Source organism: Actinophytocola sp. KF-1 (assembly GCF_054661535.1).
This window is the reverse complement of the sequence record NZ_BAAFVK010000002.1, coordinates 805,205-831,837: the sequence shown is the minus strand read 5'-3', so window position 1 is coordinate 831,837 and position 26,633 is coordinate 805,205. Positions and strand designations below refer to the sequence as shown.

Below are 26,633 nucleotides of genomic sequence, written 5' to 3'. Positions count from 1 at the left end.
CGAGCGCCGGGGAGCGGGGTTGGTCGCCGTACGGAAGTCTCTGGTCCTCGTCCTGGTCGTGGTCGACGTCGCTGTGGTCGTGTGGCTTCTGGTGTCGTTCCGGGGCGGGGTGCTCGGCAGCGCCTACCGGATGGACCTGGACGTCTACCGGGTCGCCGTGGACGTGTGGTGGCGGGGCGGCGACCTGTACGGGGAGTTGCCCACGCTGGCGAACGGCCTGCACCTGCCCTACCTGTACCCGCCGGTCGCGGTCGTGGTGCTCGCGCCGTTCGCGGTCGTGCCGTTCTGGTTGGCGAGCGCGGTCTTCGCGCTCGTCACGGTCGCGGCGGTGGCGCTCGTGGTCGTGGTGGTGCTCCGCGCGCTGGACGTGCGGCCCACCGCGTTGCTCGTCGGCGCGCTGCTGCCGGTGGCGCTGGTCCTGGAGCCGGTCCGGGAGACGCTCTACTTCGGGCAGATCAACGCGTTGCTGATGGCGCTGGTCGTGGTCGACTGCCTGGTCCCCGCACCGCGGTGGCCGCGCGGCCTGCTGGTGGGCGTCGCCGCGGCGGTGAAGTTGACGCCCGCGGTGTTCGTGTTGTTCTTCCTGCTGCGCGGCGACCGCCGGGCCGCGCTCACCGCCGGGGCGGCGTTCCTGGGCGCCACCGCCGTCGGGTTCCTGGTGAGCTGGTCGAACTCCGTGCGGTTCTGGACCCACGAGGCGTTCCACGCCACGCAGTTCCGCGGCATGTCCAACGAGATGAACCAGTCGCTCAAGGTCGCGTTGGCCCGGTTCGGGCTGAACCCGACGCTGCTGTGGCCGCTGCTCGCCGTCGTGGTGCTGGGCGTGACCGCGCTCGGGATGCGACGCGCCTTCGCCGCCGGGTGGCCCGCGTGGGCGCTGGGCCTCAACGCGCTCGGCACGCTGCTGATCTCCCCGGTGTCGTACTCGCACCACTGGGTGTGGGTCGTGCCGATCCTGCTCACCGGCGCCGTCCACGCCTGGCGCACCCGCCGCACGGCCACCGCCGTCGGTGCGGGGGTGGTGCTCGTGGTCGTCGCCCCGCACTGGTGGTGGGACCCGGCGACGCCGTGGCACGGATGGCGCCTCCTGACCGGCAACGCCTACGTCTGGGCGGCCGTGATCGTCCTCGCCATCGCCGCCCTACCGCGGCGGGCACGGGACCGCGGTCACGACGTTGCCGCCCGGAACCCGGCCGTGTAGACAGTGATCAATGCCTGCCCTGCCCTACCCCGACCCACCCCTCGGTGACGACGTCGTCGTGCTGCGGCCGTGGCGGGCGGCGGACGTGCCCGGCCGGTTCGCCGCGTTCGACAACCCCGAGTGCCTGCGGTTCTCGTGGCCGCTGCTCGAGCCGTTCACCCAGGCGCACGTGGCGGCGGGCATGCGGGTCGAGGCGCGGCTGCGGGCGGAGGGCACCGACGTCCACATGGCCGTGGCCGACGCCGCCGACCCGGACGGCGTCCTCGGCGGCTGCTCCCTGTACGACGTCGACCCGGTGAAGGCGAGCGCGGCGGTCGGCTACTGGTTGCGGCCGGAGGCGCGGGGGCGCGGCGCCGCGTCCAGGACGCTGCGGTTGCTGGCCCGCTGGGCCTTCGAGGCCCTCGACATCCGCAGGCTGGAACTGACCTGCGGACCCGACAACACCGCCTCGCAGAACGTCGCGGAGCGGTGCGGGTTCACGTTCGAAGGGCTGATGCGGTCGCACCTCCCGTTCCGGGGCGCGCGCCGCGACACGATGCTGTTCAGCCTGCTGCCGGGCGAGCTGACCTAGCAGGCCACCGCGCGCGGAGCGCCTCGACCACGGCGTGGATCGCCGGCCTGCTCGACGACTCCGCGCGCCACACCGCGAACACCCGCCGGTCCAGCGCCGGTGTCACCGGGATCAACCGCACGCCCGGCGGCACGTGGTCCGTCGCCAGCCGGGGGATCAGCGCCACGCCCAGCCCCGCGGCGACGAGGGCCAGCTGGGTCGGGAACTCCGCCGCCTGGTGCGCGATCAACGGCTCGTGCCCGTCGCGGCGGAACGTGTTCGTCAGCCAGTCGTGGCAGATGGTGCCCGCCGTCGACGAGATCCACGGCTCCGCCGACAGCTCGGCCAGGGCAACCGAATCGCGGTCCGCCAGCGGGTGGCCGGCCGGGACCGCGACGTCGGCCGGGTCGTGGCCGATGTCCGTGCCGCGCAGGCGGTCCGGCACCGCGACCGGCACGTTCACCCAGTCCTGCGACACGGCCAGGTCCAGGTCACCGGCCGTGAGCCTGCCCATCGCCTGGTACGGCTCCACCTCCAGCACGCGGATGCGCAGGTCCGGGTGCTCGGCGGCGCATGCGGTGACGACCGACGGCAGCAGGCCGCGGGCCGCGGTCGGGAACGCGCCGACGGTGAGCGTGCCGAGCACCCTGCCCCGCCGGGCCGCGAGGTCGGCCGCCGCCTCCTCGACCGTCGCGAGGATCCGGGCCGCGTGCGCCGCCAGGGCCTGGCCCTCCTCGGTGAGCCGCAGCCCGCGGCCGTGGCGTTCGGCCAGCACGCACCCCGCCTCGCGTTCGAGCTTCGCCATCTGCTGGGAGACCGCGGACGGGGTGAGGTGCAGTGCCTGCGCGGCGGCCGCCAGCGTGCCGTGCCCGGCAACGGCGTGCAGGACGCGGAGCCTGGCCAGATCGAACATGTAGCAACTCTAACTCTTTGCCGCCAGAACACGTTACTTGTGCTTCATCGTGGACCGGACGAGAGTTGCCGCGTGTCTCCCCGCCACCTGCTGCTCGCACTCGGGCTCGCCGCCGTCTGGGGCGTGAACTTCGTCGTCATCGACGTCGGGCTCGCGCACTTCCCGCCGCTGCTGTTCTGCGCGCTGCGGTTCCTGGTCGCCGCCGTGCCCGCGATCTTCTTCCTCCGCTCCCCCGGCGTGCCGTGGCGGTGGGTCGCGCTGGTGGCGCTGACGCTGGGGATCGGGCAGTTCGGCCTGCTGTTCTCGGGCATGGCGGCGGGGATGCCGCCGGGCCTGTCGTCGCTGGTGCTGCAGGCGCAGGCGCCGTGCACGCTGCTGTTCGCCGTGCTGTTGCTCAAGGAGCGGCTCACCCGCAGGCAGCTCGCCGGCATGGCGATCGCGCTCGGCGGGATCGCGCTGATCGCCGTCGACCTCGGCGCCACCAGCCCGCTCGGGGCGTTCCTGCTGCTGCTCGGGGCGGCCGCGATGTGGGGCGCGGGCAACGTCGTCGTGCGGCATGCGCGGCCACCGGACATGTTGCGGTTCATGGTGTGGGTGAGCGCGCTGGCCGCGCCGCCGCTGTTCGCGACGTCCGCGGTCGTCGAGGACGCCTGGGACACGCTGCCGACCGTGCCCTGGTCGGCGGCCGGGGCGGTGCTGTACGTGGGGTTGCTCGCCACGGTCGCCGGGTTCGGCGTGTGGGGGTTCCTGATCCGGACCTACTCGGCGTCGGCGATCGCGCCGTTCTCGTTGCTGGTGCCCGTGTTCGGGATGGCCGCGGCCGCCGTGCTCACGGGCGAACGGGTCACCCCGGCGCAGGTCGTCGCCGGGGTGCTCGTCCTCTCGGGAGTGCTGGCGGGACTGGGTCGTCAGGCAGCCGCGCGACCGTCCCCGGCGATGATCCCCGCCAGCACGTCCGGGTAGTTGGTGATGATGCCGTCCACGCCCTTGTCGATCTGGGCGAGCATGTCGGCGGCGGTGTTGACCGTGTAGACGTAGATCTCCAGGCCCGCGTCGTGGACCGCGCGCACGTAGGCGGCGTCGACGGTCGCGAAGCCCGGGTTGATCTGGTCGGCCCACCGCGCGTGGCCGGCGATCTCCGCCTCCGGCACGCGGCCGAGCAGGCCGTGCGGGATGCGCGGGAGGAGGTCATGCGACCGCTTCATGGACGCCCAGTCGAAGCTCTGGATCACCAGGCGGTGGGCCAGCCCGGGCGGCGCGGGCGTGCGCCACCAGCGGTCCAGGTGCCGCGCCACCTGCTTCTCGATGCCCGGGTACCGGGCGGGTTCCTTGATCTCCAGCAGCAGCCCGACGTCGCCGCCGCGCAGGACGGCGAGCGCCTCGGCGAGCGTGGGCACCTTCTCGCCGTCGAACTCCGGGCCGAACCACTCGCCCGCGTCGAGCTGCCGGATCTCGGCGAGGGTGAAGGCGCTGACGTCGTAGGAGGGCCTGCCGGGGAAGAGCACCTCGGCGTCGGTGGTGCGGATCAGGGTGGTGTCGTGCATGAGGACGATCCCGCCGTCGGCGGTGCGCTGGACGTCGATCTCGACCATGTCGGCGTCCATCGCCACCCCCAGCCGCATGGCCGCGAGGGTGTTCTCGGGTGCGTGCGCCGAAGCGCCGCGGTGGGCGACGTTGGTGAGGTCCGGTCGGACGTCGGCAGCGGCCTGTGGAGCGAGGCCACTGCCGACGGCCACCAGTACCGCGGTCAGGGCAAGGATTCCGGGCGTACGTGCCATATGTCCGATCTTTGCCGACAACGAAGGCGGTTTGCAAGAACCTCACGAACAACGGCCGGTGGCCGTCAGGTGTCGACAAGACCGGTGCGGACCGCGTGCAGCGCGGCCTGCGTGCGGTCCTGCACGCCGAGCTTGCCGAGGATGGCGCTGACGTGCGTCTTCACCGTCTTCTCCGACAGCGACAGCGCGCGGGCGATCTCCCGGTTGGAACGGCCGCGGGCGACCTGGGCGAGGACGTCGCGTTCCCGCGCGGTCAGCTCGGCCGTGCCGGGGTGGGCCTCGCCCTCGGCCAGCAGCCGGGCCACGTCGGGGTGCAGCAGCACGTGCCCGGCGTGCACGGACCGGATCGCGGCCGCCAGCGCGGGCGGGTCGACGTCCTTGTACACGTAGCCCGCCGCGCCCGCCCGGACCGCGGGCAGGACCGCGCTCGGCTCGGTGTAGCTCGTGACGACGAGCACCCGCGCTGGGTTGTCGCGCAGGCCGCGCAACGCGGTCACGCCGTCGGCCCCGGGCATCCGCAGGTCGAGCAGGATCACGTCCGGGCGCAGCCGGTCCGCGTCGTCCACACAGGACTCCCCGTCCGCCGACTCGCCGACCACGGTGATGTCGTCCTGCAGGTCGAGGAAGGTGCGCAGGCCCTGCCGCACCACCGGGTGGTCGTCGACCACGAGCACCTTGATCACGCAGGCACCACCAGCCGCACCGAGGTGCCGCCGCCCGGTTCCGAGACGACGGTGAGCGTGCCGCCGACGTCGCTCGCCCGGTCGCGCATCGAGGTCAGGCCCAGCCCCCGGCCGCCGTCCGCCGGTGCGAAACCGGCGCCGTCGTCGGTCACGCGCAGCAGCGTGGCGCCGTCGTGCTCGGTCAGCACCACGTCGATGCGCGACGCGCCCGCGTGCCGCAACGCGTTGTGGATGGCCTCCTGCGCGATCCGGTACACGGCGTCCTTGCGGTCCTCCGTCAGCGCCGGCACGCACCCGCAGCCCACGTACCGGATCGTGGGCTCGTGCACGCGGTCCAGCAGCTCCACCTGCTTGCGCAGCGCGTTGTCCAGCCCGTCGCCGTCGAGGTCGGCCGGGCGGTGCCCGACCACGATGGCACGCAGCTCCGCGCTGGCCTCCGCCGCCAGCCTGCGCACCGTCGTCAGCTCGGCGGCCGCACGGGCGGGGTCGCGCTCCAGCAAGGCGGACGCGGCGTCGGCGGTGAGGCGCAGGCTGAACAGCTTCTGCGACACCGCGTCGTGCAGCTCGCGGGCGATCCGGTTCCGTTCCTCCACAATGGACAGCTCGCGGCTGTGCTCGTAGAGGCGGGCGTTGACGAGCGCGATCGCCGCGTGCGCCGCGAGCAGGCGCATCAGCTCCTCGTCCTCGGCGGTGAACCCGCCCGGGTTGCAGCTGTTCGCGAGGAACAGCTCGCCGAGGATCTCGTCGCCGTCGGCGATCGGCATGCCGAGGAAGTCGGTCAGGTGCGGGTGCGCCCGTGGCCACCAGCCGAAGTGCGGGTGCGCGCGGATGTTCGCGAGCCGCACGGGGTTCGGGTCGCGCAGCATCGCGCCGAGGATCCCGTGCTGGCGCGGCAGCGGCCCGATCGCGGCCCGCTCCTCGTCGGTCACGCCGTCGGCGAGGAACTCGGCGAAGCCGCCGTCCTCGTCGGGGATGCCGAGCGCGGCGTACCGGGCGCCGACCAGCTTCCGCGCGGACGTGAGGATCGTGGCCAGCACGTCGCGGACGGACAGGTGTGCCGTCACCGCGAGCACGGCGGCGCTCACGTCCCGCAGTTCGTCCCGGACCTCCACGGCTCCACGGTACCCACGCTGGGGCCCCGCGGGCCGGGACCTAGGTCCAAAGACCGAGGTCGCGGCGGTCCCGGGCCCGATGGTTTCCGCTCTGCCCGAACCTAGCGTCGACGGCATGAGAGCGATCATCACGGGAGCATCGAGAGGACTCGGGCTGGCACTGGCGACCGGGCTCGCCGAGGAGGGCTGGCGCCTCGTGGTCGACGCCCGCTCGGCCGCCGACCTGGCCTCGGCCGCCGAGTGGATCGGCGGGGACGTGACCGCCCTGCCCGGTGACATCCGCGACCCCGCGCACCGGGCCGCGCTCGCCGAGGCGGCCGGGGACGTGGACCTGCTGGTCAACAACGCGGGCGTCCTCGGCCCGAGCCCGCGGCCGAAGCTCGCCGACTACCCGGTCGACGTGCTGCGGGACGTGTACGAGGTGAACGTGTTCGCGCCGCTCGCGTTGACGCGGCTGGTGCTGCCGGCGCTGCGGGCCCGCGACGGCGCTGTCGTGAACGTGACCTCGGACGCCGCGGTCGAGGCGTACGAGGGCTGGGGCGGGTACGGGTCGGCGAAGGCGGCGCTGGAGCAGGCGAGCGCCGTGCTGGCGGTGGAGGAACCGGGGCTGCGGGTGTGGCGGGTGGACCCGGGCGACCTGCGGACCCGCATGCACCAGGAGGCGTTCCCCGGCGAGGACATCAGCGACCGGCCGCTGCCGGAGACCGTGGTGCCCGCGTTCGTGAAGCTGCTGGCGGAGCGACCGCCGTCGGGGCGGGTCCGGCTGTGACCGACCTGTGGTTGCCGTACACGGTGCCGGACCTGACGCCCGCGGTGGCGTTCTACCGCGACCGGCTCGGGTTGGCGGTGGTGGACGGCTGGTCGCGGGACGGCGAGGAGGGCGCGGTGCTGGCCGCCGGGTCGGCGTTCGTGGAACTGGTGTCGCCGGTGGTCCCCGGACCGGCGCCGGTGGCGTTCGAGGTCGACGACGTCGACGCGGTCCTCGCGCGGATCCCCGCCGCCGACGTGCTGGTGCCGCCGCACCGGTACCCGAGGGGGCACCGCGGGTTCGAGGTGCGCGGGCCGGCAGGCGCGACGGTCATGGTGTGGAGCGAGCGATGACGCTCGAGTTCACGCTGCCCGCGGCGCGGGAGGCGCACGAACCGCCCGAGGCCAAGGGGCTCGGGCGGGACGAGGTGCGGTTGCTCGTGACGTCGGGCGGGCGCGTCGCGCACCACCGGTTCACCGAACTGCCGTCGCTGCTGCGGGCCGGGGACGTACTGGTGGTGAACACGTCGGCGACCGTGCCTGCCGCGGTGCCCGCGTCGGACGGGCTGGTGGTGCACTTCTCGACCGAACGGCCGGACGGGACGTGGCTCGTCGAGCTGCGGCGGGGTGCGCGGCCGTTCCCCGGCCGTCCAGGACTCGTCCGGTTGGCCGGTGGTGGCACCGTCGCGCTGGTGGCGCCGTTCGGCTCGGGTCGCCTGTGGACGGCCGAAGTGGACGTGCCGGACGTGCCCGCGTACCTGGCGGCGCACGGGTCGCCGATCCGGTACTCGTACGTGCCGTCCCGGTGGCCGTTGTCGTACTACCAGACGGTGTTCGGGGTCACGCCGGGCAGCGCGGAGATGCCGAGCGCGTCGCGGCCGTTCACCGACCGGATCGTGACCGAACTGGTGGCGCGTGGCGTGCAGTTCGCGCCCGTGCTGCTGCACACCGGGGTCGCGTCGGCGGAGGCGCACGAACGGCCCTACCCGGAGCGGTTCGCGGTGCCGCCGACCAGCCGCGCGCTGGTCGACCGGGCGCGGGAGGAGGGGCGGCGGGTGATCGCCGTCGGCACGACCGCCGTGCGCGCCATCGAGTCCGACGGCGAATCGGGGTGGACGGACGTGATCGTCACGCCGTCCCGAGGGGTGCGCCGGGTCGACGGGCTGCTGACCGGCTTCCACGAGCCGAAGGCCTCGCACCTGGACATGCTGGCGGCGATCGTCGACCACGACGCGCTGGCCGCCACGTACCGCGAGGCGATCGCGGCGGGCTACCTGTGGCACGAGTTCGGCGACGTGAACCTGCTGCTCCCCTAGTACTGCTGCCACTCCGAGGTGGCCAGGCGCAGCACCTTCGGGTCGTCCAGTGTGGACGGCGACTCGGCGCCGGCGGGCCTGCGGTCCACCGGGAACACCGCCGCGGCGGCCAGGTTCGGTTCGTCGAGGAAGCGGAGCGGCTCGGGTGGGGCCAGGCGCAGCTCCGGCGCGTCGCCCACCTGGGCCAGGACGAAACCCCAGTCGCCGAAGGTGGGGACGTTCACGTGGTACGGGGTCGTCGACAGGCCCGCCGCCCGGATGGTCCCCGCGATGCAGTCGAACGTCCTCGGCGCGAAGTACGGCGATCCCGCCTGGACGACCATCCGCCCGCCCGGGGCCAGGCGCTGGCGGGCCAGCGAGTAGAACTCCTCCGAGTACAGCTTGGCGGTGGCGGTCGAGTCCGGGTCGGGCATGTCGATGATGACCGCGTCGAACGTCTCCCGGGCGTCGCGCAGCCACGTGAACGCGTCGGCGGTGACCACGCGCACGCGCGGGTCGTCCAGGGAGTGCCGGTTCAGCCCGGCGATCGTCGGGTTCTCGCGGGCCAGGCGCAGCACCGACGGGTCCAGCTCGACCTCGACGGCCGCGCGGACGTCCGGGTACTTCAGCACCTCGCGCATCGCGAGCCCGTCGCCGCCGCCCAGGACCAGCACCCGGTCCCGCTTGCCGGCGAGCACCGGGTGGACCAGCGACTCGTGGTAGCGGTACTCGTCCAGCGAGCTGAACTGCAGGTCCCCGTTGAGGAACAGGCGGGTGTCCTTCGGCCCGCCGACCAGCGGGGCCGACTCGGTGAGCACGATCTCCTGGTACTGCGTGGTTTCCGAGTAGACGACCGGGTCCTCGTACAGCTCGTCGCGGGCGTAGCGGAGGAACGCGTCGCTCTGGGCGAACGCGAACACCAGCACCGCCAGCACCCCGGCCGTGCCCACCGCGAGTGCGAGCCTGCGCTGCGCGGTCACCTTGAAGAGGAAGAACGCGACCGCGGCGCCCGCGACCGCGTTGACCATGCCGACGAGCAGCGCGCCCCTGGTCTGTCCCAGCAGCGGCAGCAGCAGGAACGGGAACGCGAGACCGCCGATCAGCGCGCCGATGTAGTCGGCGGCGAACAGGTCGGCGGTCGCGGAACCGGCGTCCTGCTTGCGGATCTTCTGCAGCAGCGTCATCAGCAGCGGGATCTCGGCGCCGATCAGCGCGCCGACGACCAGCGCGATGCCGATCAGGGCGGGCCAGTACAGGTCCAGCCACGTGAACGCGGCGTGCAGCCCGAGCACCGACAGGCCGCCGGACAACGCGAGCAGCGCCTCGACGACCGCGAAGGAGAGCAGCGGCCTGCGCTGCAGCGGTTTCGCCGCGAGCGACCCGATGCCCATGGCGAACACCATGGTCGCGAGCACGACCGACGCCTGCGTGATCGAGTCGCCGAGCAGGTACGAGCCCTGCGCGACCAGCGCCAGCTCGTAGACGAGCCCGCACGCCGCGCAGACGAACGTGGCGAACAGCAGCCCCGCGCGCGCGGCGCGGGTCCTGGTAGCGGTTGCCGTGACCACCTAGAAGATGGCGACGGCCACGATCGCGGACACCGACAGGTGCGACGCGGCGCTGACGTACACCGCCGGGTGCGCCTCCTCGGCCATCAGCATCTCGCCGAGCCTGCCGGGCGTGACCGCGTCGATCACGACGAACGACACGCCCATCAGCACCAGGCCGAGGATGCCGTACGCGGCGGTCGACAGCAGGCCCTCGCCCCAGTTGCCCTGGCTGGCGGCGATCGCGGTGGCCACGATGATGCCGACGCCGAGCAGGTTGCTGGCGAGCAGGACAGCCGCGTTGCGGTTGCGCTGCACCCAGACCTGCTCGCGCAGGTTGCCCGGGGTCAGCACGTCGACCAGCACGAAGCCCAGCGCCATCAGCACCAGACCGACCAGGCCGTAGGTGGCGGCGATGCCGACTTCACCAAAGACGTCGGAAACCATGTCGGGGGTTACTCCTTATCCTTCTGGTCAGGTCGCACGACGTCCTCTTCGGACGGTTTCGGTTCGTCCGCCGCCGGAGGCGCTCCGTCCGCCGGCGCGACGGGCGGGTCCAGCTCCGGCGGCTCGTCGAGCTTCTCGGCCGTCTCCGGGTCCTTCCCGGGTTCCCGCTCCGGCTCCGGTTCCTGTATCGGCACCGGCTGCGTCGGGGGGTCCGGCTGCACCGCGATCGGCGCGGTCGGCGGTTCGTAGGGCGGTGGGACGAGGTCGTCGGGCACGGTGTCCGGCACCGCGACCGCCTTGGGCCGCCTCGGCCGCGACCGGAACACCCACCACGCGAACACGCCGCCCGCGAGCAGCAAGCCGAGGCCCCACAGCAGCACGCCACCGTTCTTGCGCCACCAGTCCGAGCCCGGGTCGTCGGTCAGCGCCGCGTCGGCGGGCGCGTCGCCGGTCTCCGGCGCCGCCTCGATCCCCTCGGTCATGCCCTTGTCCGCGGCCAGCAGCGGCAGCGCGGCCACCGCGTTGCCGATGACCACGTCCGGGTCGTCGCCGGTGAGGCCGTCCATGTCCAGTTCGAGGCCGTCCAGGTCGGACCGGCCGGGGCCGCCGGGCGAGCTGACCACGTCGTAGGACGCGGAGTCCTCCGACTCCGACGACTCGCTGGTCCACGTGATGAACACGTCGAGCCGCACGTACTTCGCGCACGACGACGTGTCCACCGGGACGCCCGCGCCGCGGTCGGAGCCGACGCTCTCGGCCGCCCCCGACACCTGGTCGTCGACCTGCACGTCCCAGCCGTAGCAGACGCCCTGCGCCGCGGTGGCCTCCGCGAGGGTGGCGGCGAGGTCGTCGGCGTCGGCCGGGTCGAAGATCACGTCGGCGGTCGCGGTGGCCGGGGCCGCCAGCACCAGCAGCGCCGACAGTGCGACCGGGACGAGCGCCCTCACTTGCCGCCTCCCGGTCCGCCGCCGCGGAAGTTCTCGCCGGAGCCGCCGGTGCCCCACACCCCGCCGACGAACGGCAGCCAGTGCGCGTAGCCGCGGCGCTCGTCGTCGACGTAGATCCGGGAGCCGGTGCCGCTCGCGGTGACCGCGACGATGTCGTCGGAGTAGCGCATGAAGTAGCCGGACGGGTCGAGCCGCGTGTCGGCGGGCGGGCGGGCCGCGCGGATCTGCTCGTAGACCGCCTTCGGCTTGGCCGTCGACGTGTACACGATCGAGTTGCCGTTGGCGGACTGGCGGCGGAAGTTGTCGTCCAGGTAGGACCGGATGCCACCGCCGCCGAAGATCGCGAACATCAGCACGATCAGGCCGACGCCACCGATCGCACCCGCGACGATCATCTTGGTACGAAAGCTCATCGGGGGCTCACCACGCTCTTCGTGTGGACCAGCTCGCCCGCCTGCGGGTAGGCGTGCCAGGTCTCCCAGGCGACGCCACCGTCGCACGTGGACGCGGACAGTGCGGTCACCGCGAGCGGTGAACCGGGGAACTCGGCGACGAGCGCGTCCGGCGCGGCCTCGCAGGCCGCGATCACCCGCGAGACCTCGGCGGCGAAGTCCGCGGGCCGGTCCACCCGGGCCTCGAACGTCACCCGGTGGTCACCGACCAGTTGCTCCTGACGCGCGGGCAGCGCCCCGGGCCGGTCCGGCAGGCACGCCACGGTTTCGGACCAGTCCCCGAGCACCACCTGGTGCGACGCACCGAGCACGCGGAGTTCGACCGTCAGGCCGCCCAACGTCACCGTGTGGGTGCCCAGGGCCGGTAACGGTCGCAGTCCGTAGGCAAGGCTGAGGTCCGCGGCCCGCGAGTCCGCGAACCGGGTGTGGATGGCCTTCCTCACGTGCGATCACTGCCGGCCGGGTAGACGCGCAACGCGGGCAGCGCGACGGACTCGCCGAGCCCGGCCTCCCACTTGCCACCGTCGAAACGCTCGAAGGACAGCGCCTTGCCCTCGGGACCCTCGTAGTCGACGTACTCGACGGACCCGCGCTCCGCCACGGTCGTGGTGCCCTCGGAGGTGTACGTGGCGGTGCCGTCCTCCTCCTTGCGGTAGGTGACGCCGCCGACCTCCATGGTCTTGCCGCCGGGCTCGGTGACCAGGTCGGTCTCCCGCCACAGCACCACCTCGAGGTCCGGGTCCTCCTCTACGGACACCCACATGCGCGTGCCGCGCGCGTCGTCGAGGAAGTGCTCCGACCAGGAGTACCCACCCTCGGTGAGCCGCAGTGACCCGCGCACGAAGTACAGCTGGTCGCCGTAGTCGATCATGTCGCCCGCACGGACCGTGCGAATGTCGGTGACACCCTGGTGGTCGGCGAGCGGGTCGACCGGCTTGCCCGGCCGCTCGTCCACCGACGGCCGGTTCTGCCGGGAGCGCAGGTACAGCACCACCCCGACAGCCACGACGGCGAGCAGGATCAGCACCAGCAACAGCTCGGTCATGGCCGCGAGCATAGTAGGAGGAATCGGGCGGCCTCCCCCGGATCAGCGAAGATGCGGGCAAAAGTGCGGGTCGGCGCCCGCGGGTGGGGTGGCCGCGGGCGGCACTGTCCTGAACGCGCCTTTCAGGACGGCGGCGGACGACCCGGGCTCACCCGGCCCCGAGGCACACGAACGGCCTGCGCAACGGATCCTCCGCCACCACCGCCGCCAAGGCGGCCGCCGGCGCGACCCCGGCCGCGACCAGCTCGTGGTAGGACACCATCATCGCGGCTGCGGAAGCGTCCCCGACCCGGCTGGTGGCCGCCACGACCGTCCGCACCCCGCTGGCCAGCAACCCGCCTGCGAACCCCAGCGCCTCGTCCCCCGGCCGGATGTGGTGCAGCGCCAGCTCACAGGCGGCCAGCACCACGTGCCCGGGCGGATGCGACAACCGCGCCAGCTCGTGGGCGAACAACGGGCCGTCGGCCAGTTCCAGCCGCGAGAACATCGCGTTCGCCCGCTCGTGCTCGCCGTGCGCGGCGACGTGCGCGACCGCCGCTCCGTCCAAAGCGGACAGCACGTCGGCGGCCGTCGCCGCGGCGTCGAGGCGCGCCGCGGCCGGGTACATCGACGCCAGCCTGCCCTGTTCCGCCACCGCGTCCCGCAGCCCCGGTCCGCGCGCCAGCACGACCCGTCCCGACGGCACGGGTGCGGTCACCGCCGTCAGCCACGCCGTCGCCGACGGTGCCACCACCACCGGCCGCCCCCGCAGCGACGGCAGGCTCCCCCACGGCACCGCGTAGAGCGCCCCCGTCGGCACGACCACCAGCTCGCGGTCGCCGATGTACCGGGTCAGCGGCACCACCAGCCGCGTGTCGACCATGTCGGCGCTGCGCCGAGCTGACGCGCCGACGACCGCGCCCAACTGGGGCGGCAACCCGTTCGGGGCATACGTGTCGAGGTCCGCGTGCAGCCGCGTCGCCCACTCGAACGTCTCCGCCGCCGAGCCGAGGCGGGCCAGGCGCGTCCGTCCACCCGCGACGACCACCGCCACCAGCTCGTCGCCCGACACGGCGAAGCTGACCAGCGCCTTCGAGCCGAGGGCGGCGCGCACGGCGTCGAGCGACGCGACGGGCCGCGGCCTGCCCCACGGGGTGGCGTACCAGCCGTGGCGGACCACCTCCCGCTCCAGCGCGACGATCTGCTTCTCCTCCCGCCGCGGCGACCGCCCCGCCAACCGTGCCTGCTGGGCCGCCCGCCGCAGCGAACGCACCTCCGACACCCGCTCGGCGAGCACCGGGTCGTCGATCGCAGGCAGCGGCTCGTACCGGTACACCTGCGCACGCGTCCGCTCCAGCCACCCGAACAGCTGCCGGGCGTTGCGGCGCGGCCCGTCCAGCACCAGCCGCACGGCCAGCTCGCCGAGCTGCTGGCCGTGGATGGCGGTGCCGCACACCAGCTCCAGCCCGCCCATCCGGTCCCTGGCCCGCCCCAGCTCGGTCAGCCCCGTGCGGGCCTCGGCCAGCGCACGCCGCCGGTCCCCCCGGGCGACCGCCAGCTCGGCCCGGCACAGGCGCAGCAGCATCCGGTGGTCCAGCGGGGTGGTCGCGCGCTGGCGCGGCAGCTGGTCCAGCAGCAGCTCTGCGGCCGCCGGTTCGCCGCGGCGCAGTTCGAGCCGGACCGCGAGCATCAGCGCGAGCCCGGTCTCGTCCTCCAGCATCAACGACCGCAGCGTGTCCGACAGCTTCACCGCACGCACCGGCAGCCGGGCCGGGACCGGACCGCCCGCGAGCGCGGTCGCGGTGTCGGCCCGCAACGCGGCGAGCGCGGCGACCGCGGCCCACCGCTCGTTGCCGCGCCTGGTGAAGCGGCGGTCCGCGGCCCTGGCGAGGCGGCGCGCGTCGCGGATCCGCCCGTCGAGCAGCGCGGCCGCGGCGGCCGTCACCTCCGCCTCCGCCAGGTCCTGCCCGGCGTGCTGGGCACGCAGCCGCGGGATCACGTCGTCGAGGTGCGTCGCGGCGTCGGTGGCGAGCCCGGCCGACAGCAGCGCCCGCGCCTGGTCCAGCCGCAGGGCGGGCAGCAGGCCCGGGGTGCTGTCCCGGTAGCTGCGCTCGGCCTCCGCGAAGTGCCGCAGCGCGGTCGGCAGGTCACCCGTCATGTACGCGACATAGCCGAGGTTGTGCCGCGCCTTCGCCGCGAGCCAGTCGATGCCGTGCTCGTCGCAGACCTCGGTGCACCGCGCGAAGTCACGGGCCGCCGGAGCCGACTGCGCCAGGTCGATGTAGGCGTGCCCGCGGTTGAGGTAGGTGCTGGCGAGCATGACGGGGTCGCCCGCCAGCCGGGTGATCGCCGCGTCGAACAGGTCGATGCCGTCGACGATCTTGCCGGCCCGGTGCATGAGCAGCCCGCGGTTGCACAGCACCAGACCGTCCAGGTCGGTGCGCTCCCGGCCGTCGGGCAGCGCCGCGAGGTGCGCCGCCGCCTCGTCGAGCCGGGCCAGTCCCGCGGCGTGCGACCCGGACTCCGCCTGCGCGTACCCGAGGCTCACGAGCACGCGGACGCGCAGCACCGCCGCCCGCGGGGTGCCGGGCGCGACGGTGTCCAGCAGCCGCAGCGCGTCCCGCAGCAGGGCGACCGCCCGGTCGAACCGGTACGCCCACCCCGCCTCGCGGGCGCGCTGGTGCAGCGCCACGACCCTGGCGAGCACGTCGGTGTGACGAGCCCGCCGGGTGTCAGTCCCCAAGCTCGCCATGGGGCAACACTAGGACCCCGGGCGACTGCGCGGGGTCGTTGCGACGCGTCGTCCGCCGCATATCACTGCCAGTGACGACGGACCAGCTCAGCGTCGGTGGCGATGAGCGCGCGCTGCGCCCGGCTCGACGCGTCCGCGGCGGTCGCGCACTGCTCGTCGGTCGCGAGCGCGCCGGCCAGCAGACCGGCGACCACCGGGGTCGCGAACGACGTGCCCGCCCACACCGCGAAGCCGGACCGCAGGTCGTCGGGGTCGGGCGCGGTGCGCACCCACGGCCCGAGTCCCAGCGGGTCCGGGTAGGACAGTCCGGGGCCTGCCGCGCCCTCCCACACCGGCACCGTGCTGACCAGCGCGTTGCCCGGGGCCCAGCGGCTGATCCACTCCCCCCAGTTGCTGAACGCGGCCGTGGTGAGCCCGGGTGCGTTGCGGGCGCCGATCGCGCTGAGCAGCTCGACCCCGTTCGCCGCGTCCCCGGTGCCCCTGCCGAACGCGGCGGGCAGGAACGGCCTGGTCGTGGCGTCGTTGCCGGCGGCGGCCACCACCAGCACGCCCTTGCTCGTGAGCCGGTCGATGGCGTTGAGCACCTGCGCCACCTGGGTCGGGTCGGTGGTCTCCGGGTAGAAACCCAGCGACAGCGACACGACGTCGACCATCAGCGCCGGGTCACCCGACTCGACCCGCTCGGCGAGGTGGTTGAGGGCGAGCAGCAGCGCGCCCTCGGTGGAGTAGCCGTCGCTGTGCAGCACCCGCAGCGACAGGATCTTCGCGGCCGGGCACAGCTGGTGCACCAGCCCGGACACGAACGTGCCGTGGCCCGCGTGCGAGTCGAGCAGCCCGAGCAGCGGCTGGACGAGGTTCCGCTCCTCCCACGGGCTGTCGAGCGGGTACGGCTCGGCCATGTTCGGGTCGTTGACCTCCTGCTGCGCGAGCAGGTCCTGGAAGTCCTGCGACACCTCGACGATCGGGTCGGCGCCGGGGTTCTCCACGTCCGCCCACCACGGGTGCGGGCCGATGCCGGTGTCGAGCACGGCGACGACCGGGCGGCGGCCGCCCGCGAGCGTCTTCACGTCCGGCCGCGTGGGCTGCGGCATGAGCATGGCGACCGGGTTGCGGCTGCCGGTGTACAGCGCGATGGCGCCGCCGACCGAGCCGCCGTTGGACACCGGCACACCGCCGACGGCGCCGCCGTTGCTCACCGGCGCGCCCTCCACCGCCACCGACGCCGACATGAGCAGGTGGTCGAGCGCGTAGCCCTTGACCCGCGACGCCAGCCGGTCGCGCAGCCACACGAGCGCGGCCCACGGGTCCGGCGCGCGGTCGGCGCTCGAGGTGTCCTTGCGCACGAGCGGCACGGGCACGCCGAGGTCCGCGGGCAGCCTGCTGACGTTGCCCTGCCAGCCCTCCTCCCGGGACGGGCGCAGTTCGAGACCGATCTCGGCGAGGTGGCGGTTGACCTCGTTGGACTGGTCCGGGTCCGGCAGGAGCCCCTGGACGTCGCCCGCCGGTACGAGCATGGTGTCCGCGCGGTAGACCGTGGAGTAGGGCCGCCTGCCGTCGGCGGGGCGCACGGCGGTGGCCGGGTCGAGCACCCGGGCGCGGTGCCGGGCGAGGACCTCGGGCGGGATGGCGATCGCGTCGGGGATCAGAGGGTTCCGCCGGGACGCGTCGCCACGTGGACGGTCGCCGTTCGGGAACGCGCTGGTCATGGGTCAGCCTCTCGACGTACGGGATGTCGTCACGCACCCCATACGTCGACGGTCCATCCCCCGGCGTAACGGCCGTCCGCCGAATGGCCCGGCTCGGTTACCCGATCAGGGGGTCACCTGTCGCGTCGTCGCGATGGTCGCGCTGCCGAGCACCACATCACCGCCGGGGTCCTCGCGGTAGAGCACAACGGCCTGTCCCGGCGCGACACCCCGCAGTTCCTCGTCGAGCCGCACCACCAGCTGGCCGTCCACAATGGACGCCTCGGCCGCCGCGGTGCCGCCGTGCGCCCTGACCTGCGCGACGCAGCGGGTGCCCGCCGCGATGCCGGTGCCGGACGGCCAGGTCGGTGCGGTGCCGACGATCTCCCGCACCCCGAGCTTCTCCGCCGAGCCGACCCGGACGTTGCCGCTCACCGGTTCGAGTGACAGCACGTACCGCGGGCGGCCGTCGGGCGCCGGGACGCGCAGGCCGAGGCCGTGCCGCTGGCCGACGGTGAACCCGTGCACGCCGGCGTGCGCGCCGAGGACCGCGCCGGTCTCGTCGTCGACCAGCGCACCCGGCCGCTCGCCGAGGTGCTTGGCCAGGAACCCGCGGGTGTCGCCGTCCGGGATGAAGCAGATGTCGTGGCTGTCGGGCTTCTCGGCGACCATCAGCCCGCGCTCGGCGGCCTCCGCCCGCACGGCCGACTTCACCGAGCCACCCAGCGGGAACATCGCGTGCCGCAGCTGGTCCGGGCGCAGCGAGGCCAGCACGTACGACTGGTCCTTGCCGTCGTCCGCGCTGCGCCGCAGCTCCGGCTGTCCGTCCACAAGCGACAACCGGGCGTAGTGCCCGGTGGCGACCGCGTCGAAGCCCAGCGCGATCGCCTTGTCCAGCAGCGCGGCGAACTTGATCCGCTCGTTGCACTTGAGGCACGGGTTGGGGGTGCGGCCCGCGGCGTACTCGGCGACGAAGTCCTCGACGACGTCCTCGGTGAACCGCTCCGCGAAGTCCCACACGTAGAACGGGATGCCCAGGATGTCCGCGACGCGCCGCGCGTCGTGCGCGTCCTCGACCGTGCAGCAGCCACGCGAACCGGTGCGCAGCGTGCCGGGCTTCGCGGACAGGGCGAGGTGCACACCGGTGACGTCGTGCCCGGCGTCCACGGCACGGGCGGCGGCCACGGCGGAATCCACGCCACCGGACATGGCGGCAAGAACTCTCACGAGATCTCCACACGGGTAGCGGCGCGGCGCATGTTCACCAGACCGGCGCTGCGCGCGCGTTCGACGACGGGGCCGAGCGCGTCGGCCAGGGCGGCCACGTCCGCGCGCGTGGACGTGTGCCCGAGCGAGAACCGCAGCGAGCTGCGGGCCAGGTCGGGCTCGACGTCCATGGCGAGCAGCACGTGGCTGGGCTGCGCGACGCCGGCCGTGCACGCGGAGCCCGTCGAGCACTCGATGCCGCGCGCGTCCAGCAGCATGAGCAGGCTGTCGCCCGCGCAGCCGGGGAACGTGAAGTGCGCGTTGCCGGGCAGCCGGGACGGCGCGTCATCCACATCGGACTGGCCGGGGTCGCCGTTCAGCACGACGTCCGGCACGATCTCGCGCACCACGGCGACCAGCTCGTCACGCAGCGCGGCGAGCCGCACCGCCTCGGCCGGGCGGTGGTCGACGGCGTGGCGGACGGCGGCGGCCAGCGCGACGATCGCGGGCACGTCCAGCGTGCCGGAGCGGACCTCGCGTTCCTGCCCCCCGCCGTGCTGCACGGGCGTGCACGCCACGTCGCGGCCGAGCAGCAGCACCCCCGCACCGAACGGGCCGCCCAGCTTGTGCCCGGTGAGGGTGAGCGCGGACGCCATCGAGGCGCCGAAGTCGACCGGGATGGCGCCGACGGCCTGCACGGCGTCGGTGTGGAACGGGATCCCCTGCTCGGCGCAGGTCTTGGCGAGCTCCTTGACGGGGTTGACCGTGCCGACCTCGTTGTTGGCCCACATGACGCTGACCAGCGCGACGCTCGCCGGGTCCTCCGCGATGGCGGCCCGCAGCGTGTCGTCGTGCACGCGGCCGAACGCGTCGACCTCCAGCAGCGTCAGCTCGGCGCCCTCGTGCTCGACCAGGTACTCCGCCGCGTCCAGCACGGCGTGGTGCTCGACGGCCGACACCAGCACCCGCCTGCGTGCCGGGTCGGCGGCGCACCGCGCCCGGAAGATGCCCTTGACGGCGAGGTTGTCGCTCTCGGTGCCACCGGCCGTGAAGATCACCTCGGACGGTCTGGCGCCCAGCGCGGCCGCGATGTCCTCGCGGGCCTCCTCGACCAGGCGCCTGGCCCGCCGTCCGGAGGTGTGCAGCGACGACGCGTTGCCGCGGACGGCACGCGCGTCGCTCAGGAGGGCCGTCATCGCCGCTGCCGCCTCCGGCAGCATCGGCGTGGTGGCCGCGTGGTCGAGATAGGTCATCAAACGACAAGGGTAGTCCGCGTCCAGTGAAAATCGGTCATCAGCCTTGTCGTATGGGCCGGAACACGATGGCGCCGAGCAGCGCCAGGCCCGCGAGCAGCAGGTTCAGCGGCACGATCGCGGCGGACGGCGCCGCCGTGGACGCGAACGTGGCGAGCATCACCCCGCCGAGGCCCACGGTGATGGCCGCGAACGTCATGTCGTTGACCTGCAGCGCCGACGACACGAACCCGCGGTCGCGCGGCGCGGCGTAGTCCAGGCTGAGCACGCTGATCGAGGGGTACGAGAGGCCCATCGCGGCACCCGCCACCAGCCAGAACGGCAGGACGAGCCACGCGAGCCCCCAGTCCGCGCCGACCAGGGCCATCGCGGCGAGCGCCGCGGACAGCGCGAGCAGGCCGGTCCGGATGAGCACCGGCCGGTCGAGGTCGGGTTTGCGGCCCTGCCAGTGCGACGCGGCCGCCCACCCGCACGCGCCGACGGTCAGCGGCACCCCGGACATCGCGGGCGAGAAGCCGTGCACGGCGGACAGCGTGAGCGGCACGAACGCCTCGACCCCGAAGAACGCGCCCGCGAACACGCCCCTGACCAGCACGGTCGCGGGCAGGCCCGGCCGGGCGGTGAACGTGCCGCGCGGCACCAGCACCCGCATGGCGGGCGCGAGCGCGGCCAGCCCGGCGAGCCCGAGCCACAGCGTGGCGAACGACGGGTGCTGCGCGGCCCAGGTGAGCGCGGCGATGCCGAACGCGGTGGCGACGGCGGCGACCGCGACCCCGCGCCGGGCGGTCGACTCGGGCGCGTCCCGGTCGACCTCCGGCAGCGTGCGGATGACCGGTGCCAGCAGCAGCACGCCGAGCAGCGCGAACGGCGCGATGCCGAGGAACACCCACCGCCAGCCGACGTGCTCGGTGATCAGCCCGGCGGCGGTGGGCCCGACGAGCGACGGCACCACCCACGCGGCGGCGAGCAGCCCGAACACGGCCGGGCGGCTGCGGTGCGGGTAGACGAGCGCGACGAGCACGTAGATCGCGACGGTCTGCGTGCCGAGGCCGAGACCCTGCAGCACGCGTCCGGCGAGCAGTACCGGCATGCCGGTGGCGACCCCGGACGCGATCAGCCCGGCGAGGAACAGCCCCGGTCCGGCGAGGAGCGCGGGCCCGGGGCCGAAGCGGTCGCAGAAGCGTCCGGAGAGGACGGTGGCCATGACGCTGGCGGCGAGGAACGCGGTGAACGGCCAGGAGTAGAGCGCCTCGCCGTGCAGCTCGGCGACCATGCGCGGCATGGCGGTGCTGACGCCGAGGTGCTCGAACGCGGCGATGGTGACGAGCGTCAGCATCCCGACGGTGGTCGCGCGGTAGCTCGCCGACCAGACCGACGGTGCTCTCTCTTCTTGGTGCGGCTCGACCGCGTCCAGGCTCACCAGGTCATGGTGCAACCTCCACCGCGCTTGAGGTCCAGTGGTTTTCAGCGGGAAGCGAGGCGGGCATGAGCACCTCGTCGACCGCGCGCTCGGCGAGCGCCGCCAGCTCGCGCCGGTCCGCGGCCCGGCCGGGCGCGATCTCGGCCAGCACGTGCACCTCCAGCACCAGCCCCTTGAGCGCGGCGGTGCGCCGCACGGAGTCGACGATCGTCTCCTCGCCGATGAACGCGGGCGCGGTGGTGGTGCCGCCGTTCTGCCGGAACCGCAACGCGACCGGGAGCACCGGGACACCCCCGTCGATGGCGGCCTGGAAGAGCGCGGGCCGGAACCGTCCGTGCGTGAGCCCGCACCACGTGGTGCCCTCGGGGGTGACGTTGACCAGCGCACCGCCACGCAGCGTGCCGGCCAGCGTGGCCACGGTCCCCGGCAGCGTCCGGATGTGCTCCCGGTCGACGTACACCGAGCCGGCGGCGGTCACCAGCCACCCGAGCACGGGCCAGGACGCGATGTCCTTCTTGGCGACCGCGCGCATGGGCCGGACCGCGTTGACGGCCACGACGTCGAGCCACGACGTGTGGTTGTTGACCACGAGCGCGCCACGCCCTGGCCCCGGGACCTCCCCGTGCACGACGAGCCGGACGCCCGTGGCGAGCAGCACGGCGCGGAAGATCGCCCTGGTGAGCCAGTGCCGGCCGCGTCCGCCGATGAACGGGAGGAACAGCAGGCTCACGAGGCTGAGGAAGACGACCGTGACCACCGCGGTCAGCCGCAGGACCCGCAGCAGCCCGTGCACCGTCGCGTCCTGCCCGCCGAGGCAGCCCGCGCCGCACGGCGAGGTGGGCATCCAGGGGTGCCTCATCGCTGGTCACCCAGGAAGTGGCTGAGGTAGCGCTGGTCGACCCGGTCGAGTCCGAGGAGGACGAACAGGTCGGCGACGCCGAAGTCCACGTCGTGCGCCGGCGGCCCGCAGACCCACGCCCCGAGGCGCAGGTAGCCCTTGAGCAGCGGCGGGATCACGGTCCGCTTCGGCGTCCCGACGCCAGTGGGGTCCCACGGCCGCAACGGCCGCACCTGGTACTCGGCGGGCGCGAAGTGCTTGCGCCGCACGGTGTCCCACACGCCCGCGGCGAGCGTGCCGCCGTCGTGCAGCGGCACGGACGCGCACCCGGCGAGCCAGTTGTGGCCGGACAGGTACAGGTACCGGGCGATCCCGGCCCAGACGAGGCTGACGACCGCGCCCGTGCGGTGGCCGGGGTGCACGCACGACCGCCCGGTCTCGACGAGCGCGGGCTTCAGCCGAGCGAGGTTGCGGAGGTCGAACTCGGTCTCGGAGTAGAGCATCCCGGCCTCGCCTGCCCGCTCCGGTGGCAACATCCGGTAGCAGCCGACGATCTCGCCGGTGACGTCCTCGCGGACCACGAGGTGGTCGCAGTGCTCGTCGAAGGCGTCGACGTCCAGGCCGGGCGTGCCGGTGTGGAGCGTCGCGCCCATCTCCTCGGCGAACACCCGGTGGCGAAGCCGTTGTGCCGCGACGACTTCGTCACCGTCCCTGGCCACGAGCAACGAGTAGCGGGGCGCGGTGGCGCCCCCGTCGGCGGTGCTGACGAGAAGCTGTGCCTGCGTCATGCCTCTGGTCTACGCGGCGGCGGGCAACCAGCACGTGCCTGTTCCGATGACACGTCCATGGCGGCGGGGTGAACTTTCCTGAGAACTCCCTGAGAGTCTCAACACGGTGGTTCAACGTTACGGTTGAAGCACATGAGCGAGATCGAACTGGCGACGGCCGACCTGCGTGCCGTCGCCGCGTACGCCGTGACCTGCGCCGAACCCGCACTGGCCCTGGTCGAACGGGACCGCCCGGATGACCTCCGCCCCCGGGCGGCGATCGAGGCCGCGCGGGCGTTCGCAGAGGGAGCGCCGCGGACCAAGGCCATCCGGGACGCGGCGTGGGCGGCGCAACGGGCGTACCAGGAGGCCAGGGACGCGGGTCAGGCCGCGGCGGGTGAGGCCGCACGGGCCGCGCTCGCGGCGGCGAGCGCGCCGTACCTCCACCCGCTCGCCAAGGCGACGCAGGTCCCGCACATCCTCGGGGCCGCCGCCCACGCGGCGCTGGCGTTCGAGTTGGACGCCGGGGACGCGACCGTCGGAGACGAGTACGTCGGCAAGGCCGCGGAACTGGCCGGTCCGGTCGTGGTGGACGTGCTGGGTCGCTACCCCGCCGCCCCACCCGGCCGAGGCCGCGCCGGCGAACTGACACGCCACCTGGACGCCTTGCTTCGCGGCCGGTGAAGCCCGGACCGGTCTGCGCCGCTCAAGCCCGCGGCACCCGGCGGCGGATGCCCTGAACGCGAAGCGGGCCCACTCCCCCGGCAACTCCACCATGCTGAAGGAACACACCGCCCGCCCCCACACGAGAAGGCCGCGCGAGAACGAGTCCTGGCCCCTGGACGCACAGCCGATGAAGCCCGGCCCTCTGCCCCAGAACCCTGTCGGGCGCACGGCACCGCCACGACAGCTGCCCCGAACGCGCCTTTCAGGACGTCCGGGCCCTGCGCGCCCGGACCGCGAAGCGGGCCCACTCCCCCGGCAACTCCACCATGCTGGAGGAACACGCCGCCCGCCTCACACCACAAGGCCACCGCGAAGCGAGTCATGGCGGCTGCACACCTTGCTTCACAGCCGATGAAGACCGGACCTCTGCCCCTGAACGCGCCTTTCAGGACACGCCGACCGGGCGCTGCGCGCCCGGCCCGCGAAGCGGGCCCCTCGCCGAGGGTGACTCCCATGTGACGAAGGGCCCCACGAGAAAGGCCGCCGCGAACCAGTCGCGGCGGCCTTCCAAGAAGCGGGGACTACTTGCGCTTCTGGATCTCCTCGGTGAGCTGCGGGGCGACCTTGAACAGGTCACCCACGACGCCGTAGTCGGCGATCTCGAAGATCGGCGCCTCCGGGTCCTTGTTCACCGCGATGATGGTCTTCGACGTCTGCATGCCCGCGCGGTGCTGGATGGCGCCCGAGATGCCGAGTGCGATGTACAGCTGCGGCGACACGGTCTTGCCGGTCTGCCCGACCTGGAACTGCGCCGGGTAGTAGCCCGAGTCGACGGCGGCGCGCGAGGCGCCCACCGCGGCGCCCAGGGCGTCCGCCAGCTGCTCGACCACGGAGAAGCTCTCCGCACTGCCGACGCCGCGGCCGCCGGAGACGACGACCGACGCCTCGGTCAGTTCCGGGCGGTCGCCGCCGGTGACCGGTTCGCGGCCGGTGATCTTCGTGGCCTTCGCGGTGTCCACCGCGGGGACCTCGACGGGGGTCTCGGCCGCCGCGCCCTGTGCCTGCACGGCCTCGATGCCGCCGGGGCGCACCGAGATGACCGGGACGCCCTTGGTGGCCTTCGTCTTCACGACGAACGCGCCACCGAAGACCGACTTCGTGGCCGTCAGCTCGCTGTCGACGCCGATCACGTCGTACAGCAGACCGCCGCCGATGCGGGCCGCGAGACGGCCCGAGATCTCCTTGCCGTCGGCGGACGCGGCCACCAGCACGGCGGCCGGGGAGGCCGACGCGACCAGCGACGCGAGCACGTCGACCTGCGGGGTCACCAGGTACGCGGCGGCGTCGTCGGACTCGGCGACGTACACCTTCTCCGCACCGTAGGCGCCCAGCTGCTCGGTGAGCTTCGACGCGGTGCCCGGCGCGCCCACCACGACGGCGGACGGCTCGCCGATCTCCCGCGCGGCGGTGAGCAGCTCGAACGTGACCTTCTTTACCTCGCCGTCCAGGTGATCGACGAGGACCAGAACCTCAGCCATTGGGTACTCCTCCTCAGATCAGCTTCTGGGCGACCAGGTACTCGGCGACCTTCACGCCGCCGTCACCGTCGTCCTCGACCCGCTGGCCCGCCTCACGCGGCGGCTTCGGGGCGGCCTCGGTGACCGTCGACCAGGCCGCGGCGAGCCCGACCTCGTCCACGCCCAGGTCCGCGACGGACAGCGTCTCGACCGGCTTCTTCTTGGCCGCCATGATGCCCTTGAACGACGGGTAGCGCGGCTCGTTGATCTTCTCGCCGACGCTGATGACGGCGGGCAGCGACGCCTCCAGGTGGGTGAGACCCTCGTCGGTCTCCCTGGTCACCTTCACCGTGGCGCCGTCGATCTCGACCTTGCGCGCGTGCGTGAGCTGCGGGTAGCCGAGCAGTTCGGCCAGCACCGCGGGCACCGCGCCACCCTGGCCGTCGGACGCCTCGTTGCCCGCGATGACGAGGTCGACGCCCTCGACCTTGCCCACCGCCGCCGCCAGCACCTTCGCGGTCTGCAGCAGGTCCGACCCGTGCAGGGAGTCGTCGACCACGTGCACCGCCTTGTCGGCGCCCATCGACAGACCCTTGCGGATCGCCTCGGTGGCCCGCTCGGGGCCGACGGAGAGGACGGTGACCTCGCCGCCATGGGCTTCCTTGATCACGAGCGCCTCCTCGATGGCGCGCTCGTTGATCTCGTCGAGCACCGCGTCGGCCGACTCCCGGTCCAACGTGTAGTCGGAGTCGGAGAGTTTGCGCTCCGAGTAGGTGTCCGGGACTTGTTTGACCAGCACGACGATGTTTGGCATGGGTCTGCTCCGACCTCCTGGGATACGAGCGGCAAGCGCGAGGCAAACAATACGAGGTCTGCCTGTGTCTGTCCGGCTGGCAGCCATGTTACTGAGCGGTAGCTCAGGGGCAAACCGAGTGCGTCTCAAGTCTGCGTGACGGTGCCCACAGGCGAGCCTTAGTTAACATCTGCACATGCCTGGACGAGTCGGACTTGTGACGGACTCCACCTCGAGCATCCCCCCTTCGCTGGCCGCGCAGTGGGGGATCACGGTCGTGCCGACGCAGATCAGGATCGGGGAGCACGTCCGCGCCGAACCGAACGTGCCCAAGGACGTGCTGGTCAGGGCCCTCGAGGAGAACATCGAGGTGGTCACGACGCCGCCCGACCCGGCCGGTTTCCGCTGGGCGTACGACGACCTGGCCGCCCGCGGCGCCGACGAGGTGGTGTCGGTGCACATCTCCAGCAGGCAGTCGGAGACCTACGAGATCGCCCGGCAGGCGGCCGCGCAGAGCCGCATCCCGGTGCACGTCGTCGACTCCGGCACCACCGGCATGAGCCTCGGCTTCGCCGTGCTCGCCGCGGCGCGGGTCGCCGGCGCGGGCGGCGGGCCGCGCCGGGTGATGGACGCGCTGGCCAGGCGGCTCGAAGGCAGCGCCGAGCTGATCTACGTGGACACCCTCGAGTACCTGCGCAAGGGCGGCCGGATCGGCGCCGCGAGCGCGCTGATCGGCAGCGCGCTGTCGCTGAAGCCGTTGCTCACCATGATCAACGGCCAGGTGGCGCCGCTCGCACGCGCACTCGGCACCGAGCGGGCGCTGCGCAAGCTGGTGGACACCGCGGTGAGCAGGGCGAACGGCAAGACCGTCGACGTCGCCATCGAGCACTTCGGCGCGCAGGACCGGGCGGGCAGGCTCGCCTCGCGGGTCAAGGCGCAGCTCCCGGCCGCACGCGAGATCACGTTCACCGAGGTCAGCTCGACGATCGGGGTCCACCTCGGCCCCGGCGCGGTGGGCATCACCATTTCCCCTGCCTAGC

The 26,633-nt window shown here is 73.4% G+C and carries 27 protein-coding genes; 8 read left to right on the top strand and 19 right to left on the bottom strand.

The genetic code is table 11. The annotated features are described in order from the left end of the window. The first annotated feature begins 19 nt into the window (after positions 1 to 19). Together ACYQ77_RS09750 and ACYQ77_RS09745 are read left to right on the top strand one after the other, a co-directional pair. Positions 20 to 1,201: a glycosyltransferase 87 family protein gene (locus ACYQ77_RS09750; RefSeq protein ID WP_459709575.1), complete on the top strand. Its 1,182-nt coding sequence runs from the start codon at positions 20 to 22 to the stop codon at positions 1,199 to 1,201. Positions 1,202 to 1,211: 10 nt separating this feature from the next. After that, positions 1,212 to 1,772, top strand: a complete 561-nt coding sequence (locus tag ACYQ77_RS09745; RefSeq protein WP_459709573.1) for a GNAT family N-acetyltransferase — start codon at positions 1,212 to 1,214, stop codon at positions 1,770 to 1,772. On the opposite strand, the gene ACYQ77_RS09740 is transcribed toward ACYQ77_RS09745, so the two are convergent. Further along, on the bottom strand, positions 1,744 to 2,664 hold the full coding sequence (locus tag ACYQ77_RS09740) for a LysR substrate-binding domain-containing protein (protein WP_459709571.1): 921 nt from the start codon (positions 2,662 to 2,664) through the stop codon (positions 1,744 to 1,746). The genes ACYQ77_RS09745 and ACYQ77_RS09740 overlap by 29 nt on opposite strands. Positions 2,665 to 2,736: 72 nt before the next feature. On the opposite strand from ACYQ77_RS09740, the gene ACYQ77_RS09735 reads away from it, so the two are divergent. Beyond that, the gene (locus ACYQ77_RS09735; RefSeq protein ID WP_459709569.1) at positions 2,737 to 3,627 is read left to right on the top strand and encodes an EamA family transporter; all 891 of its coding nucleotides are present in this window, start codon (positions 2,737 to 2,739) and stop codon (positions 3,625 to 3,627) included. Here ACYQ77_RS09735 and ACYQ77_RS09730 read toward each other — a convergent pair. The 3 genes from ACYQ77_RS09730 to ACYQ77_RS09720 all read right to left on the bottom strand — a co-directional run bounded on the left by ACYQ77_RS09730 (position 3,573) and on the right by ACYQ77_RS09720 (position 6,237). After that, the gene (locus ACYQ77_RS09730; RefSeq protein ID WP_459709567.1) at positions 3,573 to 4,442 is read right to left on the bottom strand and encodes a glycerophosphodiester phosphodiesterase; all 870 of its coding nucleotides are present in this window, start codon (positions 4,440 to 4,442) and stop codon (positions 3,573 to 3,575) included. The two genes, ACYQ77_RS09735 and ACYQ77_RS09730, sit on opposite strands and share 55 nt — an antisense overlap. Before the next feature lie 65 nt (positions 4,443 to 4,507). Continuing rightward, on the bottom strand, positions 4,508 to 5,125 hold the full coding sequence (locus ACYQ77_RS09725; RefSeq protein WP_459709565.1) for a response regulator: 618 nt from the start codon (positions 5,123 to 5,125) through the stop codon (positions 4,508 to 4,510). Beyond that, positions 5,122 to 6,237, bottom strand: a complete 1,116-nt coding sequence (locus ACYQ77_RS09720) for a GAF domain-containing sensor histidine kinase (RefSeq protein ID WP_459709564.1) — start codon at positions 6,235 to 6,237, stop codon at positions 5,122 to 5,124. Before ACYQ77_RS09720 ends, ACYQ77_RS09725 begins: the two co-directional genes overlap by 4 nt. A 115-nt stretch (positions 6,238 to 6,352) precedes the next feature. On the opposite strand from ACYQ77_RS09720, the gene ACYQ77_RS09715 reads away from it, so the two are divergent. From ACYQ77_RS09715 to ACYQ77_RS09705, 3 genes are read left to right on the top strand one after another with little or no spacing between them, the layout of a single operon-like run. Then, positions 6,353 to 7,006 carry an SDR family NAD(P)-dependent oxidoreductase gene (locus tag ACYQ77_RS09715; protein WP_459709562.1) on the top strand — a complete coding sequence of 218 codons (654 nt, stop codon included), beginning with the start codon at positions 6,353 to 6,355 and terminating at the stop codon, positions 7,004 to 7,006. Then, on the top strand, positions 7,003 to 7,338 hold the full coding sequence (locus ACYQ77_RS09710) for a VOC family protein (RefSeq protein ID WP_459709560.1): 336 nt from the start codon (positions 7,003 to 7,005) through the stop codon (positions 7,336 to 7,338). The genes ACYQ77_RS09715 and ACYQ77_RS09710 overlap by 4 nt, the downstream gene beginning before the upstream one ends. After that, on the top strand, positions 7,335 to 8,300 hold the full coding sequence (locus ACYQ77_RS09705; protein ID WP_459709559.1) for an S-adenosylmethionine:tRNA ribosyltransferase-isomerase: 966 nt from the start codon (positions 7,335 to 7,337) through the stop codon (positions 8,298 to 8,300). The genes ACYQ77_RS09710 and ACYQ77_RS09705 overlap by 4 nt, the downstream gene beginning before the upstream one ends. Here ACYQ77_RS09705 and ACYQ77_RS09700 read toward each other — a convergent pair. The 13 genes from ACYQ77_RS09700 to ACYQ77_RS09640 all read right to left on the bottom strand — a co-directional run bounded on the left by ACYQ77_RS09700 (position 8,297) and on the right by ACYQ77_RS09640 (position 22,638). Next, positions 8,297 to 9,847 carry a polyamine aminopropyltransferase gene (locus ACYQ77_RS09700; RefSeq protein ID WP_459709557.1) on the bottom strand — a complete coding sequence of 517 codons (1,551 nt, stop codon included), beginning with the start codon at positions 9,845 to 9,847 and terminating at the stop codon, positions 8,297 to 8,299. The genes ACYQ77_RS09705 and ACYQ77_RS09700 overlap by 4 nt on opposite strands. Continuing rightward, entirely contained in the window at positions 9,848 to 10,273 is a 426-nt protein-coding gene (locus ACYQ77_RS09695) for a DUF350 domain-containing protein (RefSeq protein ID WP_459709554.1), read from the bottom strand. Positions 10,274 to 10,281: 8 nt separating this feature from the next. Further along, positions 10,282 to 11,220, bottom strand: a complete 939-nt coding sequence (locus ACYQ77_RS09690) for a hypothetical protein (RefSeq protein WP_459709552.1) — start codon at positions 11,218 to 11,220, stop codon at positions 10,282 to 10,284. Then, the gene (locus ACYQ77_RS09685) at positions 11,217 to 11,633 is read right to left on the bottom strand and encodes a DUF4247 domain-containing protein (protein WP_459709550.1); all 417 of its coding nucleotides are present in this window, start codon (positions 11,631 to 11,633) and stop codon (positions 11,217 to 11,219) included. The genes ACYQ77_RS09690 and ACYQ77_RS09685 overlap by 4 nt, the downstream gene beginning before the upstream one ends. Next, on the bottom strand, positions 11,630 to 12,115 hold the full coding sequence (locus tag ACYQ77_RS09680; protein WP_459709548.1) for a DUF2617 family protein: 486 nt from the start codon (positions 12,113 to 12,115) through the stop codon (positions 11,630 to 11,632). The genes ACYQ77_RS09685 and ACYQ77_RS09680 overlap by 4 nt, the downstream gene beginning before the upstream one ends. Then, positions 12,112 to 12,717: a DUF4178 domain-containing protein gene (locus tag ACYQ77_RS09675; RefSeq protein ID WP_459709546.1), complete on the bottom strand. Its 606-nt coding sequence runs from the start codon at positions 12,715 to 12,717 to the stop codon at positions 12,112 to 12,114. Before ACYQ77_RS09675 ends, ACYQ77_RS09680 begins: the two co-directional genes overlap by 4 nt. 148 nt (positions 12,718 to 12,865) lie before the next feature. Continuing rightward, positions 12,866 to 15,448, bottom strand: a complete 2,583-nt coding sequence (locus tag ACYQ77_RS09670; protein WP_459709544.1) for a CHAT domain-containing protein — start codon at positions 15,446 to 15,448, stop codon at positions 12,866 to 12,868. A 62-nt stretch (positions 15,449 to 15,510) separates the two neighbouring features. Next, positions 15,511 to 17,154 (bottom strand): S8 family serine peptidase, encoded by a 1,644-nt coding sequence (locus ACYQ77_RS09665; protein WP_459709542.1) that lies wholly within the window; start codon positions 17,152 to 17,154, stop codon positions 15,511 to 15,513. A 105-nt stretch (positions 17,155 to 17,259) separates the two neighbouring features. Next, entirely contained in the window at positions 17,260 to 18,360 is a 1,101-nt protein-coding gene (gene mnmA, locus ACYQ77_RS09660) for a tRNA 2-thiouridine(34) synthase MnmA (RefSeq protein WP_459709541.1), read from the bottom strand. Beyond that, positions 18,357 to 19,592 carry a cysteine desulfurase family protein gene (locus ACYQ77_RS09655; protein ID WP_459709539.1) on the bottom strand — a complete coding sequence of 412 codons (1,236 nt, stop codon included), beginning with the start codon at positions 19,590 to 19,592 and terminating at the stop codon, positions 18,357 to 18,359. Before ACYQ77_RS09655 ends, mnmA begins: the two co-directional genes overlap by 4 nt. Positions 19,593 to 19,632: 40 nt before the next feature. Continuing rightward, positions 19,633 to 20,928, bottom strand: a complete 1,296-nt coding sequence (locus ACYQ77_RS09650; RefSeq protein ID WP_459709777.1) for an MFS transporter — start codon at positions 20,926 to 20,928, stop codon at positions 19,633 to 19,635. Positions 20,929 to 21,016: 88 nt separating this feature from the next. Continuing rightward, positions 21,017 to 21,871: a lysophospholipid acyltransferase family protein gene (locus tag ACYQ77_RS09645; protein WP_459709537.1), complete on the bottom strand. Its 855-nt coding sequence runs from the start codon at positions 21,869 to 21,871 to the stop codon at positions 21,017 to 21,019. Further along, positions 21,868 to 22,638 carry a GNAT family N-acetyltransferase gene (locus ACYQ77_RS09640; RefSeq protein ID WP_459709535.1) on the bottom strand — a complete coding sequence of 257 codons (771 nt, stop codon included), beginning with the start codon at positions 22,636 to 22,638 and terminating at the stop codon, positions 21,868 to 21,870. Before ACYQ77_RS09640 ends, ACYQ77_RS09645 begins: the two co-directional genes overlap by 4 nt. A gap of 132 nt (positions 22,639 to 22,770) precedes the next feature. Here ACYQ77_RS09640 and ACYQ77_RS09635 point away from each other — a divergent pair, with 132 nt between their 5' ends. Beyond that, positions 22,771 to 23,301: a putative immunity protein gene (locus ACYQ77_RS09635; protein ID WP_459709533.1), complete on the top strand. Its 531-nt coding sequence runs from the start codon at positions 22,771 to 22,773 to the stop codon at positions 23,299 to 23,301. A gap of 563 nt (positions 23,302 to 23,864) precedes the next feature. On the opposite strand, the gene ACYQ77_RS09630 is transcribed toward ACYQ77_RS09635, so the two are convergent. Beyond that, a complete protein-coding gene (locus tag ACYQ77_RS09630; protein WP_459709531.1) occupies positions 23,865 to 24,821 on the bottom strand; it encodes an electron transfer flavoprotein subunit alpha/FixB family protein in 957 nt (318 codons plus the stop codon). A 13-nt stretch (positions 24,822 to 24,834) separates the two neighbouring features. Further along, positions 24,835 to 25,614: an electron transfer flavoprotein subunit beta/FixA family protein gene (locus ACYQ77_RS09625; protein WP_459709529.1), complete on the bottom strand. Its 780-nt coding sequence runs from the start codon at positions 25,612 to 25,614 to the stop codon at positions 24,835 to 24,837. A gap of 175 nt (positions 25,615 to 25,789) precedes the next feature. Here ACYQ77_RS09625 and ACYQ77_RS09620 point away from each other — a divergent pair, with 175 nt between their 5' ends. Then, positions 25,790 to 26,632, top strand: coding sequence for a DegV family protein (locus ACYQ77_RS09620; RefSeq protein ID WP_459709527.1), 843 nt, complete (start codon positions 25,790 to 25,792; stop codon positions 26,630 to 26,632). Position 26,633: the final 1 nt, after the last annotated feature.

What these genes read in the sequence shown, in the direction of transcription:
- ACYQ77_RS09745 (WP_459709573.1), top strand. Translation starts at nt 1,212, where the DNA reads ATGCCTGCCCTGCCCTACCCCGACCCACCCCTCGGTGACGACGTCGTC.
- ACYQ77_RS09740 (WP_459709571.1), bottom strand. Translation starts at nt 2,664, where the DNA reads ATGTTCGATCTGGCCAGGCTCCGCGTCCTGCACGCCGTTGCCGGGCAC.
- ACYQ77_RS09730 (WP_459709567.1), bottom strand. Translation starts at nt 4,442, where the DNA reads ATGGCACGTACGCCCGGAATCCTTGCCCTGACCGCGGTACTGGTGGCC.
- ACYQ77_RS09715 (WP_459709562.1), top strand. Translation starts at nt 6,353, where the DNA reads ATGAGAGCGATCATCACGGGAGCATCGAGAGGACTCGGGCTGGCACTG.
- ACYQ77_RS09705 (WP_459709559.1), top strand. Translation starts at nt 7,335, where the DNA reads ATGACGCTCGAGTTCACGCTGCCCGCGGCGCGGGAGGCGCACGAACCG.
- ACYQ77_RS09695 (WP_459709554.1), bottom strand. Translation starts at nt 10,273, where the DNA reads ATGGTTTCCGACGTCTTTGGTGAAGTCGGCATCGCCGCCACCTACGGC.
- ACYQ77_RS09685 (WP_459709550.1), bottom strand. Translation starts at nt 11,633, where the DNA reads ATGAGCTTTCGTACCAAGATGATCGTCGCGGGTGCGATCGGTGGCGTC.
- ACYQ77_RS09675 (WP_459709546.1), bottom strand. Translation starts at nt 12,717, where the DNA reads ATGACCGAGCTGTTGCTGGTGCTGATCCTGCTCGCCGTCGTGGCTGTC.
- ACYQ77_RS09670 (WP_459709544.1), bottom strand. Translation starts at nt 15,448, where the DNA reads ATGGCGAGCTTGGGGACTGACACCCGGCGGGCTCGTCACACCGACGTG.
- ACYQ77_RS09665 (WP_459709542.1), bottom strand. Translation starts at nt 17,154, where the DNA reads ATGACCAGCGCGTTCCCGAACGGCGACCGTCCACGTGGCGACGCGTCC.
- ACYQ77_RS09655 (WP_459709539.1), bottom strand. Translation starts at nt 19,592, where the DNA reads ATGACCTATCTCGACCACGCGGCCACCACGCCGATGCTGCCGGAGGCG.
- ACYQ77_RS09650 (WP_459709777.1), bottom strand. Translation starts at nt 20,928, where the DNA reads ATGCTGACGCTCGTCACCATCGCCGCGTTCGAGCACCTCGGCGTCAGC.
- ACYQ77_RS09645 (WP_459709537.1), bottom strand. Translation starts at nt 21,871, where the DNA reads ATGAGGCACCCCTGGATGCCCACCTCGCCGTGCGGCGCGGGCTGCCTC.
- ACYQ77_RS09640 (WP_459709535.1), bottom strand. Translation starts at nt 22,638, where the DNA reads ATGACGCAGGCACAGCTTCTCGTCAGCACCGCCGACGGGGGCGCCACC.
- ACYQ77_RS09635 (WP_459709533.1), top strand. Translation starts at nt 22,771, where the DNA reads ATGAGCGAGATCGAACTGGCGACGGCCGACCTGCGTGCCGTCGCCGCG.
- ACYQ77_RS09630 (WP_459709531.1), bottom strand. Translation starts at nt 24,821, where the DNA reads ATGGCTGAGGTTCTGGTCCTCGTCGATCACCTGGACGGCGAGGTAAAG.
- ACYQ77_RS09625 (WP_459709529.1), bottom strand. Translation starts at nt 25,614, where the DNA reads ATGCCAAACATCGTCGTGCTGGTCAAACAAGTCCCGGACACCTACTCG.
- ACYQ77_RS09620 (WP_459709527.1), top strand. Translation starts at nt 25,790, where the DNA reads ATGCCTGGACGAGTCGGACTTGTGACGGACTCCACCTCGAGCATCCCC.